General features: G+C 68.6%; 15 protein-coding genes. 14 read left to right on the top strand and 1 reads right to left on the bottom strand.

The features are described from left to right. The first annotated feature begins 45 nt into the window (after nt 1-45). From ACFVYN_RS33410 to ACFVYN_RS33345, 14 genes are all read left to right on the top strand, one after another. Nucleotides 46-693, top strand: coding sequence for an L-threonylcarbamoyladenylate synthase (locus ACFVYN_RS33410; protein ID WP_352391220.1), 648 nt, complete (start codon nt 46-48; stop codon nt 691-693). Next, nucleotides 690-1361 (top strand): protein-tyrosine-phosphatase, encoded by a 672-nt coding sequence (locus tag ACFVYN_RS33405; RefSeq protein WP_352391221.1) that lies wholly within the window; start codon nt 690-692, stop codon nt 1359-1361. The genes ACFVYN_RS33410 and ACFVYN_RS33405 overlap by 4 nt, the downstream gene beginning before the upstream one ends. A 147-nt stretch (nt 1362-1508) precedes the next feature. Beyond that, nucleotides 1509-2750: a serine hydroxymethyltransferase gene (gene glyA / locus ACFVYN_RS33400; RefSeq protein WP_390005536.1), complete on the top strand. Its 1242-nt coding sequence runs from the start codon at nt 1509-1511 to the stop codon at nt 2748-2750. A 129-nt stretch (nt 2751-2879) separates the two neighbouring features. Next, complete coding sequence (locus ACFVYN_RS33395; RefSeq protein WP_390005533.1) at nt 2880-4193, top strand: MraY family glycosyltransferase; 1314 nt, start codon at nt 2880-2882, stop codon at nt 4191-4193. Nucleotides 4194-4502: 309 nt separating this feature from the next. Next, nucleotides 4503-4934, top strand: a complete 432-nt coding sequence (locus ACFVYN_RS33390) for a hypothetical protein (protein ID WP_390005530.1) — start codon at nt 4503-4505, stop codon at nt 4932-4934. Nucleotides 4935-5144: 210 nt separating this feature from the next. Then, nucleotides 5145-5981: a F0F1 ATP synthase subunit A gene (atpB, locus tag ACFVYN_RS33385; RefSeq protein WP_079141321.1), complete on the top strand. Its 837-nt coding sequence runs from the start codon at nt 5145-5147 to the stop codon at nt 5979-5981. Nucleotides 5982-6055: 74 nt separating this feature from the next. Then, a complete protein-coding gene (locus ACFVYN_RS33380) occupies nt 6056-6292 on the top strand; it encodes an ATP synthase subunit C (RefSeq protein ID WP_033285402.1) in 237 nt (78 codons plus the stop codon). A gap of 41 nt (nt 6293-6333) precedes the next feature. Beyond that, nucleotides 6334-6879, top strand: coding sequence for a F0F1 ATP synthase subunit B (locus tag ACFVYN_RS33375; protein WP_390005528.1), 546 nt, complete (start codon nt 6334-6336; stop codon nt 6877-6879). After that, entirely contained in the window at nt 6876-7691 is an 816-nt protein-coding gene (locus ACFVYN_RS33370; RefSeq protein WP_390005525.1) for a F0F1 ATP synthase subunit delta, read from the top strand. The genes ACFVYN_RS33375 and ACFVYN_RS33370 overlap by 4 nt, the downstream gene beginning before the upstream one ends. A 125-nt stretch (nt 7692-7816) precedes the next feature. Continuing rightward, a complete protein-coding gene (gene atpA, locus ACFVYN_RS33365; protein ID WP_390005523.1) occupies nt 7817-9406 on the top strand; it encodes a F0F1 ATP synthase subunit alpha in 1590 nt (529 codons plus the stop codon). Between the two features lie 21 nt (nt 9407-9427). Then, on the top strand, nt 9428-10345 hold the full coding sequence (locus ACFVYN_RS33360) for a F0F1 ATP synthase subunit gamma (RefSeq protein ID WP_306976287.1): 918 nt from the start codon (nt 9428-9430) through the stop codon (nt 10343-10345). Next, a complete protein-coding gene (atpD, locus tag ACFVYN_RS33355; RefSeq protein ID WP_352391230.1) occupies nt 10345-11781 on the top strand; it encodes a F0F1 ATP synthase subunit beta in 1437 nt (478 codons plus the stop codon). Before ACFVYN_RS33360 ends, atpD begins: the two co-directional genes overlap by 1 nt. A 133-nt stretch (nt 11782-11914) precedes the next feature. Further along, the gene (locus tag ACFVYN_RS33350) at nt 11915-12289 is read left to right on the top strand and encodes a F0F1 ATP synthase subunit epsilon (RefSeq protein ID WP_037721615.1); all 375 of its coding nucleotides are present in this window, start codon (nt 11915-11917) and stop codon (nt 12287-12289) included. A gap of 142 nt (nt 12290-12431) precedes the next feature. Further along, on the top strand, nt 12432-12878 hold the full coding sequence (locus ACFVYN_RS33345; protein ID WP_390005519.1) for a DUF2550 domain-containing protein: 447 nt from the start codon (nt 12432-12434) through the stop codon (nt 12876-12878). Nucleotides 12879-12883: 5 nt separating this feature from the next. On the opposite strand, the gene ACFVYN_RS33340 is transcribed toward ACFVYN_RS33345, so the two are convergent. Beyond that, complete coding sequence (locus ACFVYN_RS33340; protein WP_390005516.1) at nt 12884-14707, bottom strand: glycosyl hydrolase family 18 protein; 1824 nt, start codon at nt 14705-14707, stop codon at nt 12884-12886. Nucleotides 14708-14779 lie beyond the last annotated feature (72 nt).

The raw sequence follows: 14779 nt of genomic DNA, 5'->3' as shown, positions 1-14779 counted from the left end.
CCCCAAGACTCCAGAGCAGTACGTGTACGAGGAGGCCCGCTAGATATGGCACGGCGATACGACACCAACGACGCGACCGACCGCACGACCGGTCTGCGCGAAGCCGCGTCCGCCGTCCGCCGTGGCGAGCTCGTGGTCCTGCCGACCGACACGGTGTACGGCATCGGCGCCGACGCGTTCTCCTCCGAGGCCGTCTCCGACCTCCTGGAGGCCAAGGGCCGGGGCCGCAACATGCCCACCCCCGTGCTGATCGGCTCCCCGAACACCCTCCACGGTCTCGTCACCGACTTCTCCGAGCTGGCCTGGGAACTCGTCGACGCCTTCTGGCCGGGCGCGCTCACGCTCGTCGCCAGGCACCAGCCGTCCCTGCAGTGGGACCTGGGTGACACGAGGGGCACGGTGGCCGTCCGGATGCCGCTGCACCCGGTCGCCATCGAGCTGCTGACCGAGGTCGGCCCCATGGCGGTCTCCTCCGCCAACCTGACCGGTCACCCGTCGCCGGAGACCTGCGACGCCGCGCAGGAGATGCTCGGCGACTCGGTCTCCGTCTACCTCGACGGCGGCCCGACCCCCGGCAACGTCCCCTCCTCGATCGTCGACGTCACCCGCGAGGTGCCCCTGCTGCTGCGCGCGGGCGCGATCTCCGCGGACGAGCTCAGGAAGGTCGTACCCGACCTCGAGGTGGCGAATTGACGGCCCCTGACGCGGGGCGTGGCATATGGGACGGGGAAGAGACGCGCACCTTCACAGGGCTCCCGCGTGACAGCTTCCGCATCCTCCACGTCAGCACCGGCAACGTGTGCCGCTCGCCGATCACCGAGCGGCTGACCCGGCATGCCCTGGCGGACCGGCTGGGCGACCCGCTGTGGGGCGGCCTGGTCGTGGAGAGCGCGGGGACCTGGGGCCACGAGGGCGCGCCCATGGAGGCCAACGCGGAGGCGGTACTGGCCGAGTTCGGTGCGGACGCCTCCGGCTTCACCGGGCGCGAGCTCCTCGACGAGCACGTGATCATGGCCGACCTGGTCCTGACCGCCACCCGCGACCACCGCCAGCAGGTGATCTCCATGGGCCACTCGGCGGGCCTGCGCACCTTCACGCTGAAGGAGTTCACCCGTCTGGTGAAGGCGATCGACACGGCGACCCTGCCGCCCCTGGAGGAGGGCCTGGTGATCCGCGCCCGCGCCCTGGTCCGCGCCGCGGCGGCGCTACGCGGGTGGCTCCTGGCCCCGACCGCCGAGGCCGACGAGGTCTTCGACCCGTATGGAGCACCGCTGCCCTTCTTCCGCTCGATCGGGGACGAAATACACGAGGCGCTGGATCCGGTGGTCACGGCGCTGACGGGAGTTCCCGCGCGCACGTGACGCGGGGCGGGGCGGGACCCGAGCCGGCGGACGGAGTCCGACGCAGCGGCTCGAAGCCGGTGACCCGCAAGGGCGTAACGACGGGGCACCCCACGGGCACCGGGCCTACATTGGACGTACGTCACCGTCGACGCCCCGGAGTCCACCATGTCGGTCACCCATGCGCCCCAGACCGCAGACGTCCTCGCGCGGCAGGACCCCGAGCTGGCCGAGATCCTGCTCGGGGAGCTCTACCGGCAGTCGTCGGCGCTTCAGCTCATCGCCGCCGAGAACTTCTGCTCGCCCGCCGTGCTGGCCGCGCTGGGCTCGTCGCTGGCCAACAAGTACGCCGAGGGCTATCCGGGCTCCCGGCACCACGGCGGCTGCGAGATCGTCGACGTCGCCGAGCGGCTCGCCGTGGACCGGGCGAAGGCCCTGTTCGGCGCCGAGCACGCCAACGTGCAGGCCCACTCCGGCTCTTCGGCGGTCCTGGCCGCCTACGCCGCGCTCCTGCGCCCCGGTGACACCGTCCTCGCCCTCGGCCTGCCCTACGGCGGCCACCTCACGCACGGCTCGCCCGCCAACTTCTCCGGCCGCTGGTTCGACTTCGTCCCCTACGGCGTCGACGCCGAGACCGGGCTCATCGACCACGAGCAGGTCCGGACACTGGCCCGCACCCATCGGCCCAAGGCGATCGTGTGCGGCTCCATCGCCTATCCCCGGCACATCGACTACGCCTTCTTCCGCGAGGTCGCCGACGAGGTGGGCGCCTATCTCATCGCCGACGCCGCCCACCCCATCGGGCTCGTCGCCGGGGGAGCGGCGCCCAGTCCCGTGCCGTACGCCGACATCGTCTGCGCCACCACGCACAAGGTGCTGCGCGGCCCCCGCGGCGGAATGATCCTGTGCGGCGGTGAACTGGCCGAGCGGGTCGACCGGGCCGTCTTCCCGTTCACGCAGAGCGGCGCGCAGATGCACACCATCGCCGCGAAGGCGGTCGCGTTCGGCGAGGCGGCGACACCGGCGTTCTCCGCGTACGCCCATCAGGTGGTCGTCAACGCGAGGGTGCTCGCCGCCGGGCTGGCCGACGAGGGGCTCGTCGTCACCACCGGCGGGACCGACACTCACCTCGTGACGGCCGATCCGGCGCCGCTCGGCGTCGACGGGCGCACGGCGCGGGGACGGCTCGCGGCCGCGGGGATGGTGCTCGACTGCTGTGCGCTGCCGCACACCAACTCCCGTGGACTGCGCCTGGGGACCGCCGCCGTGACCACCCAGGGCATGGCCGAGAAGGAGATGGCGAGGATCGCCGCCCTGCTCGGGAGGGTGGTGCGCGGTGAGGTGGAGAGCGCCGGGGCTCGTGAAGAAGTGCGGGATCTGGTCGGCGGATTTCCGCCGTATCCGGCCTGAGCGAGGGTATTCGCACCTGCGTGCACAGCCGCACGTGCAACCATCAGCCCTACCCGGAAGTCCACAACCATATGCGTGCGTCGCTAGGGTGTGGGGCTGAGATGGCCAGCGAGACCTGTGGGGAAGCCTGTGCGTGAATACCTGCTGACGCTCTGCATCACGGCCGCGGTGACGTATCTGCTGACAGGGCCGGTACGGAAGTTCGCGATCGTGGCCGGAGCGATGCCGGAGATCCGGGCCCGTGACGTGCACCGGGAACCGACTCCGCGGCTCGGCGGTATCGCCATGTTCTTCGGACTGTGCGCGGGCCTGCTGGTCGCCGACCATCTGACCAACCTCAGCGAGGTCTTCGAGAAGTCGAACGAACCGCGCGCCCTGCTCTCCGGGGCGGCCCTGATCTGGCTGATCGGCGTCCTGGACGACAAGTTCGAGATCGACGCCCTGATCAAGCTGGGCGGCCAGATGATCGCCGCCGGCGTGATGGTCATGCAGGGTCTGACGATCCTGTGGCTGCCCATCCCCAGTGTCGGCTCGGTCGCGCTGACCCAGTGGCAGGGCACCCTGCTGACGGTCGCGCTCGTCGTCATCACCATCAACGCGGTGAACTTCGTCGACGGCCTCGACGGTCTCGCGGCCGGCATGGTCTGCATCGCGGCGGCGGCGTTCTTCCTGTACGCCTACCGGATCTGGTACTCGTACGGCATCGAGGCGGCCGCCCCGGCGACGCTGTTCGCGGCGATCCTGATGGGCATGTGCCTGGGCTTCCTGCCGCACAACATGCATCCCGCGCGCATCTTCATGGGCGACTCCGGCTCGATGCTCATCGGCCTGGTGCTGGCCGCGGGCGCGATCTCCATCACCGGGCAGATCGACCCGGACGCGCTGAAGCTGTTCGCCGGGTCCGAGAAGGCGGCCGTGCACCAGACGGTCCCCGTCTACATCCCGCTGCTGCTGCCGCTGAGCATCATTGCGGTGCCGGCCGCCGACCTGATCTCCGCGATCGTGCGGCGCACCTGGCGCGGCCAGTCGCCGTTCGCCGCCGACCGCGGTCACCTGCACCACCGGCTCCTGGAGATCGGGCACTCGCACAGCCGGGCGGTGTGGATCATGTACTTCTGGTCGGCGCTGATCGCGTTCGGCTCGCTCGCCTACTCGGTGAACTCCGCGTCCATGTGGATCGTGCTCGGTGTCGTGTTCCTCAGCGCGATCGGGCTCGTCCTGCTCCTGCTGCCGCGCTTCACCCCGCGCGTCCCGGTGTGGGCCCAGGCCGTCGTGCCGCCGCGCTACCGCCGCCGCAGGCGTGCCGTGGCCGCGGAGCCGGTGGACGTGGAGGTGGAGCAGCGCGCCCCGGTGACCGTGGGGGTGGCGGGTGTCAACGGCGCGACCGCGCTGAGCGCCCGTCAGCACGTCCCGGAGAGGCGTACGGCGGACACCTCGCGCTGACGCCCAAGGTAAGAATCTGACTAAAGCATTGCCAACGCGTGGGAGTTCTGCGGGGCGACAAATCGCCCTTATACCAGACAACTCGGCCTGGTTTCCGCACAGACGCGCAGCTTCACTCTCATGTGTGACAGTGGGCACACCTTCTAGGTAAAGACCGCATCAAATAGTTTGTGATACGGTTCACGAGAACCCAGGGCGGAGCCGAAGGACCGTGAGTGCGACGGTCCACCGGCGTGAGGGTCACCCTCAGCCCGGGACTACGCTCGTCCATGACGACACCTGCCCCCCTTTGAAAGCGGAGTTGCCGCCATGCCGTCCAACGACGTCCGGATCCTGGCTCAGGCCGCCGTGCCCACGGCTGCCGTCGGCGCGGTCGCCGCCGTCGTCAGTGGTGTGGTCGCCGGTGGCAAGGGTGCGGTCGGGGCGGGAGTGGCGACGCTGATCGTGATCCTCTTCATGGGAATCGGTCTCTACATCCTGCAGCGCACTGCCAAATCGCTTCCGCACCTCTTCCAGGCGATGGGCCTGATGCTCTACACGGCTCAGATCCTGCTGCTGTTCGTCTTCGTCGCGGTGTTCAAGAACACCACGCTGTTCCACCCCAAGGCTTTCGCTCTCACGCTAGTCGCCGGCACCCTCACCTGGATCGCCGCACAGACACGCGCCCACATGAAGTCCAAGATCCTCTACGTCGAACCCGATTCGGGCACCAAGCCCGAAAAAACGGGGCACTCGTCGTGAGAGGTAGGGCCGGGATAAATGCGACTGAGAGACCCTGCTATCGTCCGGTGCCAACTGCGGCATCGCGGGCGCGGGCATCCGAGCTGACGCCTGCTCGAACGCGAGGCTCGATGCCCCCCGGCCGCCCCCACATCCGTAACACCAGTCCAGTGCCGAACCGCGGCTGCGCGCCGCGCCGACACAACGAGGTTGCCGTACCTATGCGCCACGCTGAAGGAGCCCGCGGTGAGTGCTGACCCGACGCAGGTGCTCGCCTTCGAGACCGATTGCCACATCTTCGACGGTTGTGGCTTCCCGGCACCCGGCCTGCACTCGTTCCTGTTCGAGCCCCTTCTGGGGGACGGCGACAGCAACGTGTACTTCAACAAGCCGATGCTGCTGGCGCTGATCGGCTCGGTCATCGTTGTCGGCTTCTTCTGGGCCGCCTTCCGTAAGCCGAAGGTCGTCCCCGGCAAGCTGCAGATGGTCGCCGAGTCCGGCTACGACTTCATCCGCCGCGGAGTCGTCTACGAGACCATCGGAAAGAAGGAAGGCGAGAAGTACGTACCGCTGGTCGTCTCGCTCTTCTTCTTCATCTGGATGATGAACCTCTGGTCGATCGTCCCGGTCGCCCAGTTCCCGGTGACGTCGATCATCGCGTACCCGATCGTCCTCGCGGCGATCGTGTACATCCTCTGGGTATCGCTGACGTTCAAGCGGCACGGATTCGTCGGCGCCTTCAAGAACTTCACCGGCTACGACAAGTCGCTCGGCCCGGTTCTCCCGCTGGCCATGACGATCGAGTTCTTCTCGAACCTGCTCGTCCGGCCGTTCACCCACGCCGTGCGACTCTTCGCGAACATGTTCGCGGGCCACACCCTGCTGCTGCTTTTCACGATCGCCAGCTGGTACCTGCTCAACGGCATCGGGATCGCCTACGCGGGTGTCTCTTTCATCATGGTCATCGTGATGACGGCCTTCGAGCTCTTCATCCAGGCCCTGCAGGCGTATGTGTTCGTGCTGCTGACCTGCACCTTCATCCAGGGCGCGCTCGCCGAGCACCACTGAGCACCGCCTCCCGAACCCCCCTTGGTGTCCGGCGGCCAACCCCCGCCGGTCCGTACAGATAAGGAAGAATCAGCATGGCTGCCACTGAGACCCTCGCTGCCGTCTCCGGTTCGCTCGGCTCGATCGGCTACGGCCTCGCCGCCATCGGTCCCGGCGTCGGCGTCGGCATCATCTTCGGTAACGGCACCCAGGCTCTTGCCCGTCAGCCCGAAGCTGCCGGCCTGATCCGTGCCAACCAGATCCTCGGCTTCGCCTTCTGTGAGGCGCTCGCCCTCATCGGTCTGGTCATGCCGTTCGTCTACGGCCAGTGATCTGCCGTTCATCGACAGCCCACTAGACGAAAGGCACTGACATGAGCCAGATGCTCATTCTGGCGGCCGAGGCGAAGGAAAACCCCCTCGTCCCGCCGATCCCTGAGCTTGTCATCGGCCTGATCGCCTTCGTCATCGTCTTCGGCTTCCTCGCCAAGAAGCTCCTCCCGAACATCAACAAGGTTCTGGAAGAGCGCCGCGAGGCCATCGAGGGCGGTATCGAGAAGGCCGAGGCCGCGCAGACCGAGGCCCAGAGCGTCCTTGAGCAGTACAAGGCACAGCTTGCCGAGGCCCGCCACGAGGCCGCGCGCCTGCGCCAGGAGGCTCAGGAGCAGGGTGCCACGCTCATCGCCGAGATGCGCGCGGAAGGCCAGCGGCAGCGCGAGGAGATCGTCGCCGCCGGTCACGCGCAGATCGAGGCCGACCGCAAGGCCGCCGCGTCCGCGCTGCGCCAGGACGTGGGCAAGCTCGCCACCGACCTGGCCGGCAAGCTCGTCGGCGAGTCCCTCGAGGACCACGCCCGGCAGAGCCGCGTCATCGACCGCTTCCTCGACGACCTCGAGGAGAAGGCCGAGGCCGCGCGATGAACGGAGCGAGCCGCGAGGCCCTGGCAGCCGCACGCGAGCGTCTCGACGCGCTGACGGACAACACGTCCGTGGACGCCGGCTCGCTCGCCGACGAGCTGGCCGCCGTCACCGCGCTGCTCCACCGCGAGGTGTCACTGCGTCGGGTCCTGACCGACCCGGCGCAGCCCGGCGAGGCCAAGGCCGAACTGGCCCAGCGCCTGATCGGCACCCAGGTCGGCGGCCCCGCCGTGGACCTGGTGTCCGGCATGGTGCGCTCGCGCTGGTCGCAGTCGCGCGACCTGGTGGACGCCCTGGAGCAGCTGGCCGCCGTCGCCGACCTCACCGCCGCCCAGCGGCGGGGCAGGCTCGACAACGTCGAGGACGAGCTGTTCCGGTTCGGCCGGATCGTCGCCTCCACCACCGAGCTGCGTGCCGCGCTGACCAACCGGTCCGCGTCGGCCACGGCCAAGGGCGAGCTGCTCCGCAGCCTGCTCGGCGGCCGCGCCGACGCCGTGACCGAGCGTCTGGTGACGCGCCTCGTGGCCGCGCCCCGGGGACGTAGCCTGGAGTCGGGACTGGAGTCCCTGTCCAAGCTCGCCGCCGAGAGCCGCGACCGCATGGTGGCCGTCGTCACCTCGGCGGTCCCGCTGAGCGACCAGCAGAAGCAGCGCCTGGGCGGTGCCCTGGCGAAGCTCTACGGCCGCCCGATGCACCTCAACCTCGACGTGGACCCCGAGGTCCTCGGCGGGATCCGGGTGCAGGTCGGCGACGAGGTCATCAACGGCTCGATCGCGGACCGCATCGAGGACGCCGGCCGCCGCCTGGCGGGCTAGCAGCAACTTCACAGCAGTACGTACGGACGACGGCCCTGGTTGGGCCGTACATGAAGAATCCTGGGGGTCGCCCCCAGACCCCCAAAGTGAAACTTCGGGCCCAACAAGGAGAGCAGGGAACCCAGATGGCGGAGCTCACGATCCGGCCGGAGGAGATCCGGGACGCGCTGGAGAACTTCGTCCAGTCGTACAAGCCGGACGCGGCCTCGCGCGAGGAGGTCGGTACGGTCACCCTTGCCGGCGACGGCATCGCGAAGGTCGAGGGTCTGCCCTCGGCCATGGCCAACGAACTGCTGAAGTTCGAGGACGGCACCCTCGGCCTCGCGCTGAACCTGGAAGAGCGCGAGATCGGCTGCGTCATCCTCGGTGAGTTCAGCGGCGTCGAGGAGGGGCAGCCGGTCACCCGTACCGGCGAGGTCCTCTCCGTGGCCGTCGGCGAGGGCTACCTCGGCCGCGTCGTCGACCCGCTCGGTGCCCCCATCGACGGCCTCGGCGAGATCGAGACCAGCGGCCGTCGCGCCCTCGAGCTGCAGGCTCCGGGCGTCATGGCCCGTAAGTCGGTGCACGAGCCGATGGAGACCGGCTACAAGGCCGTCGACGCGATGACCCCGATCGGCCGTGGCCAGCGTCAGCTGATCATCGGTGACCGTCAGACCGGCAAGACCGCCCTGGCCGTCGACACGATCATCAACCAGCGTGACAACTGGCGCTCCGGCGACCCGAAGAAGCAGGTCCGCTGCGTCTACGTCGCCATCGGCCAGAAGGGCTCGACCATCGCCTCCGTGCGTGGCGCCCTCGAAGAGGCCGGCGCGCTGGAGTACACGACCATCGTCGCCGCCCCGGCGTCCGACCCGGCCGGCTTCAAGTACCTGGCGCCGTACACCGGTTCGGCCATCGGCCAGCAGTGGATGTACGAGGGCAAGCACGTCCTCATCATCTTCGACGACCTCTCGAAGCAGGCCGACGCCTACCGCGCCGTGTCCCTGCTGCTGCGCCGCCCGCCGGGGCGTGAGGCCTACCCGGGTGACGTCTTCTACCTGCACTCCCGTCTGCTGGAGCGCTGCGCCAAGCTCTCCGACGACATGGGCGCCGGCTCGATGACCGGTCTGCCGATCGTCGAGACCAAGGCCAACGACGTCTCGGCGTTCATCCCGACCAACGTCATCTCCATCACCGACGGCCAGTGCTTCCTGGAGTCGGACCTGTTCAACGCCGGTCAGCGCCCCGCGCTGAACGTCGGTATCTCCGTCTCCCGAGTCGGTGGTTCCGCGCAGCACAAGGCGATGAAGCAGGTCTCCGGTCGTCTGCGCGTGGACCTCGCCCAGTTCCGTGAGCTGGAGGCGTTCGCCGCCTTCGGTTCCGACCTGGACGCCGCGTCGAAGGCGCAGCTGGAGCGCGGCCAGCGCATGGTCGAGCTGCTGAAGCAGGCCCAGTACCAGCCGATGGCGACCGAGGACCAGGTCGTCTCCGTCTGGGCCGGCACCACCGGCAAGATGGACGACGTCCCGGTCAACGACATCCGCCGCTTCGAGAAGGAGCTCCTGGAGTACCTGCACCGCAAGGAGCAGGGCCTCATGACCTCCATCAAGGAGGGCGGCAAGATGTCGGACGACACCCTCACCGCTGTTGCCGACGCGATCGCCGACTTCAAGAAGCAGTTCGAGACCTCGGACGGCAGGCTTCTCGGCGAGGACGCCCCGGCCACGGCCAAGTGACGTAAGGAAGGGACCTGACTCATGGGAGCCCAGCTCCGGGTCTACAAGCGTCGCATCCGATCCGTCACCGCGACCAAGAAGATCACCAAGGCGATGGAGATGATCGCCGCCTCGCGCGTCATCAAGGCGCAGCGCAAGGTGGCGGCCTCCACGCCCTACGCGACCGAGCTCACCCGCGCGGTCACGGCGGTCGGCACCGGCTCGAACACGCGGCACCCGCTGACCACGCAGGCCGAGACGGTCACGCGGTCCGCGGTGCTGCTCCTGACGAGCGACCGCGGTCTCGCGGGCGCCTTCAACTCCAACGCCATCAAGCAGGCGGAGCGGCTCACCGAGCGGCTGGAGCGCGAGGGCCAGGAGGTCGACATCTACGTCGTCGGCCGCCGTGGTGTCGCCCACTACAACTTCCGTGAGCGCAAGATCTCGGAGTCGTGGACCGGGTTCACCGACGAGCCCACGTACGCGGACGCCAAGAAGGTCGCGGGCCCGCTGATCGAGGCCATCGAGAAGGACACGGCCGAGGGCGGAGTGGACGAGCTCCACATCGTCTTCACCGAGTTCGTCTCGATGATGACGCAGACGGCGCTCGACGACCGCCTGCTGCCGCTCAGCCTCGAAGAGGTGGCCAAGGAGGCGAAGCCGCAGGGCGAGATCCTCCCGCTCTACGACTTCGAGCCCTCGGCGGAGGACGTCCTCGACGCCCTGCTGCCGCGCTACGTGGAGAGCCGTATCTACAACGCGCTGCTCCAGTCGGCCGCCTCCAAGCACGCCGCCACGCGGCGCGCGATGAAGTCGGCCACCGACAACGCGGGAGAGCTCATCACCACGCTCTCCCGACTTGCCAACGCGGCCCGCCAGGCCGAAATCACCCAGGAAATCAGCGAGATCGTCGGTGGCTCCGCAGCCCTGGCCGACGCGTCCGCGGGGAGTGACAGGTAATGACGACGACAGTTGAGACGGCCGTTGCCACGGGCCGCGTCGCCCGGGTCATCGGCCCGGTCGTCGACGTGGAGTTCCCCGTCGACGCCATGCCCGAGATCTACAACGCCCTTCACGTCGAGGTGGCCGACCCGGCCCTCGCCGGCGAGAAGAAGACGCTGACCCTGGAGGTCGCCCAGCACCTGGGTGACGGCCTGGTCCGCACCATCTCGATGCAGCCCACCGACGGTCTGGTCCGCCAGGCCGCCGTCACCGACACCGGCACGGGCATCACCGTCCCGGTCGGCGACTTCACCAAGGGCAAGGTGTTCAACACCCTCGGTGAGGTGCTGAACAGCGACGAGACCTACGACGGCGAGCGCTGGTCCATCCACCGCAAGGCCCCGAACTTCGACGAGCTCGAGTCGAAGACCGAGATGTTCGAGACCGGCGTCAAGGTCATCGACCTTCTCACCCCGTACGTCAAGGGTGGAAAGATCGGTCTGTTCGGCGGTGCCGGCGTCGGCAAGACGGTGCTCATCCAGGAGATGATCTACCGCGTCGCCAACAACCACGACGGTGTCTCCGTGTTCGCCGGTGTCGGTGAGCGCACCCGTGAGGGCAACGACCTCATCGAGGAGATGTCCGACTCGGGCGTCATCGACAAGACCGCGCTGGTCTTCGGCCAGATGGACGAGCCCCCGGGCACCCGTCTGCGCGTGGCCCTCGCCGGTCTGACCATGGCGGAGTACTTCCGCGATGTGCAGAAGCAGGACGTGCTGTTCTTCATCGACAACATCTTCCGCTTCACGCAGGCCGGTTCCGAGGTCTCGACCCTGCTCGGCCGCATGCCCTCCGCGGTGGGCTACCAGCCGAACCTGGCCGACGAGATGGGTCTCCTCCAGGAGCGCATCACCTCGACCCGCGGTCACTCGATCACCTCGATGCAGGCGATCTACGTCCCCGCGGACGACCTGACCGACCCGGCCCCGGCCACCACCTTCGCCCACCTCGACGCGACGACGGTTCTGTCCCGTCCGATCTCCGAGAAGGGCATCTACCCGGCCGTGGACCCGCTGGACTCCACGTCCCGGATCCTGGACCCGCGCTACATCACGGCGGACCACTACAACACCGCCATGCGTGTCAAGGGGATCCTCCAGAAGTACAAGGACCTCCAGGACATCATCGCGATCCTCGGCATCGACGAGCTCAGCGAGGAGGACAAGCTGGTCGTCCAGCGTGCCCGCCGCGTCGAGCGCTTCCTGTCCCAGAACACCCACGTCGCCAAGCAGTTCACCGGCGTGGACGGCTCGGACGTGCCGCTGGACGAGTCGATCACCGCGTTCAACGCGATCTGCGACGGCGAGTTCGACCACTTCCCGGAGCAGGCGTTCTTCATGTGCGGTGGCCTGGAGGACCTCAAGGCCAACGCCAAGGAGCTCGGCGTCTCCTGAACGGCCTGAGTTCGAAGTGAACCCTGTGGTTCACGCGTGAGGGGGCGGGGCACGTCCCGCCCCCTCACGCACGCCCACTAGACTTGTAACCAACACCCGGCAGAACCGCCGGGTGGTGACCCGAGGAGCCACTTTGGCTGCTGAGCTGCACGTCGCGCTGGTCGCGGCCGACCGAGAGGTCTGGTCCGGCGAGGCCACCCTGGTCGTCGCGCGCACCACGTCCGGCGACATCGGCGTCATGCCCGGTCACCAGCCGCTGCTCGGTGTGCTGGAGTCGGGCCCGGTGACCATCCGTACGAGCGATGGCGGGACGGTCGTCGCCGCGGTGCACGGCGGTTTCATCTCGTTCGCCGACAACAAGCTGTCGCTGCTGGCCGAGATCGCCGAGCTGTCGGACGAGATCGACGTCCAGCGCGCGGAGCGGGAGCTGGAGCGCGCGAAGGCGGAGGGCGACGCCGCCGCCGAGCGTCGCGCGGACGTACGACTGCGCGCGGCGACTTCGCGCTGAACCAGCGCGGAGCCGTATGACGTTCCTCAGCCGCGGCCGGCACCGGAGTGATCCGGAGCCGGTCGCGGCTGAGGCAGATCTGGATGTTTTTTCCGTTCCGTTACCTATTGAAGGTACCTAGGAGACGAGGAGGTCGGTGTCGATGGTCCTCGCTCTGACTGTGTGCGGAATCGTCGTGGCCCTGGTGGTACTGGGGCTGTTCGTCTTCGGCCTGCGCCGCAGGCTCATCCAGCGCTCCGGCGGCACCTTCGACTGTTCCCTGCGCTGGGACGTCCCGGAGAAGACCGACATCAGCGGCAAGGGCTGGAGCTACGGCGTCGCCCGCTACAACGGCGACCGCGTCGAGTGGTACCGCGTCTTCTCCTACGCCTATCGCCCGCGCCGGGTCCTGGAACGGGCCGCGATCGAGGTCGCCGGCCGTCGTCTGCCCGACGGGGAGGAGGAGATGGCCCTGCTCTCCGACGCCGTGATCCTGACCTGTGTGCACCGGGGCACGCGTCTGGAACTCGCCATGAGCGAAGACGCGCTGACCGGTTTCCTCGCGTGGCTGGAGGCAGCCCCGCCCGGTCAGCGCGTGAACGTGGCCTGACGGCCCTACTGCAGCCCGCTGTTGATGGCGCTCACCAGCTCTCCGTTGCCGGTGTCGCCGCTGAACTCCCAGAAGAACGCGCCGCCCAGGCCCTGGTTCTTGGCCCAGGTCATCTTGCCGGCGATCGTGGCGGGGGTGTCGTAGGACCACCAGTTGTTGCCGCAGTACGCGTACGCCGTGCCGGCGATGGTGCCGGTGGTGGGGCAGGACGTCTTGAGGACCTTGTAGTCCTCGATGCCCTGTTCGTAGGTGCCGGGCGCGGGTCCGGTGGCCGAGCCGCCGGGGGCGGCCTGGGTGACACCGGTCCAGCCGCGGCCGTAGAAGCCGATGCCGAGCAGCAGCTTGTTGGAGGCCACGCCCTTCGACTTCAGCTTGGCGATCGCGTCGGCGGAGTCGAAGCCGGCGGTCGGGATGCCGGCGTACGAGGTGAGCGGGGAGTGCGGGGCGGTCGGGCCGTCCGCGTCGAAGGCACCGAAGTAGTCGTACGTCATCACGTTGTACCAGTCGACGTACTGGGAGGCGCCGCCGTAGTCGGCGGCGTCGATCTTGCCGCCGGAGGTGCCGTCGGCGGTGATGGCCGCGGTGACCAGGTAGTTGGGGCCGAACTCCGAACGCAGCGCCCCCATCAGGTTCTTGAAGGCGGCGGCCCCGCTGGTGTCGCAGGTCAGACCGCAGGCGTTCGGGTACTCCCAGTCGATGTCGATGCCGTCGAAGACATCCGCCCAGCGCGGGTCCTCGATGACCGACTTGCAGGAGGCGGCGAAGGCGGCGGGGTTGGCCGCGGCCTGCGCGAAGCCGCCGGAGTACGTCCAGCCGCCGAAGGAGTACAGCACCTTGATGTTCGGGTACTTGGCCTTGAGCTCACGCAGCTGGTTGAAGTTGCCGCGCAGCGGCTGGTCCCAGGTGTCGGCGGTGCCGGAGACCGACTGGTCGGCGGTGTACGCCTTGTCGTAGGCGGCGTAGGTGTCGTCGACGACGCACTTGCCGTCCTTGACGTTGCCGAACGCGTAGTTGATGTGGGTGATCTTCGAGGCGGAGCCCGAGGTCACCAGGTTCTTGACGTGGTAGTTGCGGCCGTAGACGCCCCACTCGGTGAAGTAGCCGAGCTTGACCTTGGAGCCGGTGGGCGGCGGGTCGGTGGTGCCGCCGGTGGTGTGCACCGCGACCGCGCCGCTGGCCGGTCCGGTCTGGTCGGCGGTGTCCCGGGCCTGCACGGTGTAGGAGTAGTCGGTGCCGGCGGTCAGGCCGGTGTCCGTGTACGAGGTCGTCGTCACGGTGGCCACCTTGGCACCGTCGCGCAGTACGTCGTAGTTCTTGATGCCCTTGTCGTCGGTGGCGGCGCTCCAGGCCAGCTTCACCGAGGTGTTGGTGATGCCGGAGGCGGTGGGGGTGCCGGGAGCGGACGGTGCCGCGTCCCCGGGGGTGGAGCCGCCGTCACAACTGCCGCCGTTCAGCTTGCAGTTGGCCGGGGAGCCGGAGCCGGTGCCGTTGAAGCCGAAGGAGACGGAGGCGCCGGGCGCGAGGGTGCCGTTCCAGGACTTGTTCTTGGCGGTCCAGTGGGTGCCGGCGGAGGTGACGTCGGCGTCCCAGGCGGAGGTGACGGACGTGCCGGAGGGGAAGTCCCACTCGACGGTCCAGGAACTGAGGCTGGTGGTACCGGTGTTCTTCACCGTCCACTTGCCTTCGAATCCGGTGCCCCAGTCCTGGGGCTTGGCGTAGGTCGCCGTGGCGGAGGTCGCGGCCTGGGCGGGGCTCGCGAGGCCGACCAGACCGGCGAAGGGGAGCAACAGTGTCGCGAGTCCTGCCGCGGCTCTGTGTCTGAAGCGCATCGTGCGCCTCCTAGGGGAGTTGGGGGCGTGACTGAGCCTTCACACCCACGGTGCCGCGAGAATAGAAAGGTC

Source organism: Streptomyces sp. NPDC058307 (genome assembly GCF_042880295.1).
Taxonomy (GTDB): Bacteria; Actinomycetota; Actinomycetes; order Streptomycetales; family Streptomycetaceae; genus Streptomyces.
Note: the sequence above shows the minus strand (reverse complement) of the source record. Positions and strands in the feature narration are given on the sequence as shown.

Coding starts and splice junctions, on each gene's coding strand:
- ACFVYN_RS33345 (WP_390005519.1), top strand. CDS start 12,432: ATGGTCCTCGCTCTGACTGTGTGCGGAATCGTCGTGGCCCTGGTGGTA.
- ACFVYN_RS33370 (WP_390005525.1), top strand. CDS start 6,876: ATGAACGGAGCGAGCCGCGAGGCCCTGGCAGCCGCACGCGAGCGTCTC.
- ACFVYN_RS33375 (WP_390005528.1), top strand. CDS start 6,334: ATGAGCCAGATGCTCATTCTGGCGGCCGAGGCGAAGGAAAACCCCCTC.
- atpA (WP_390005523.1), top strand. CDS start 7,817: ATGGCGGAGCTCACGATCCGGCCGGAGGAGATCCGGGACGCGCTGGAG.
- ACFVYN_RS33410 (WP_352391220.1), top strand. CDS start 46: ATGGCACGGCGATACGACACCAACGACGCGACCGACCGCACGACCGGT.
- glyA (WP_390005536.1), top strand. CDS start 1,509: ATGTCGGTCACCCATGCGCCCCAGACCGCAGACGTCCTCGCGCGGCAG.
- ACFVYN_RS33360 (WP_306976287.1), top strand. CDS start 9,428: ATGGGAGCCCAGCTCCGGGTCTACAAGCGTCGCATCCGATCCGTCACC.
- ACFVYN_RS33340 (WP_390005516.1), bottom strand. CDS start 14,707: ATGCGCTTCAGACACAGAGCCGCGGCAGGACTCGCGACACTGTTGCTC.
- atpD (WP_352391230.1), top strand. CDS start 10,345: ATGACGACGACAGTTGAGACGGCCGTTGCCACGGGCCGCGTCGCCCGG.
- ACFVYN_RS33390 (WP_390005530.1), top strand. CDS start 4,503: ATGCCGTCCAACGACGTCCGGATCCTGGCTCAGGCCGCCGTGCCCACG.
- ACFVYN_RS33380 (WP_033285402.1), top strand. CDS start 6,056: ATGGCTGCCACTGAGACCCTCGCTGCCGTCTCCGGTTCGCTCGGCTCG.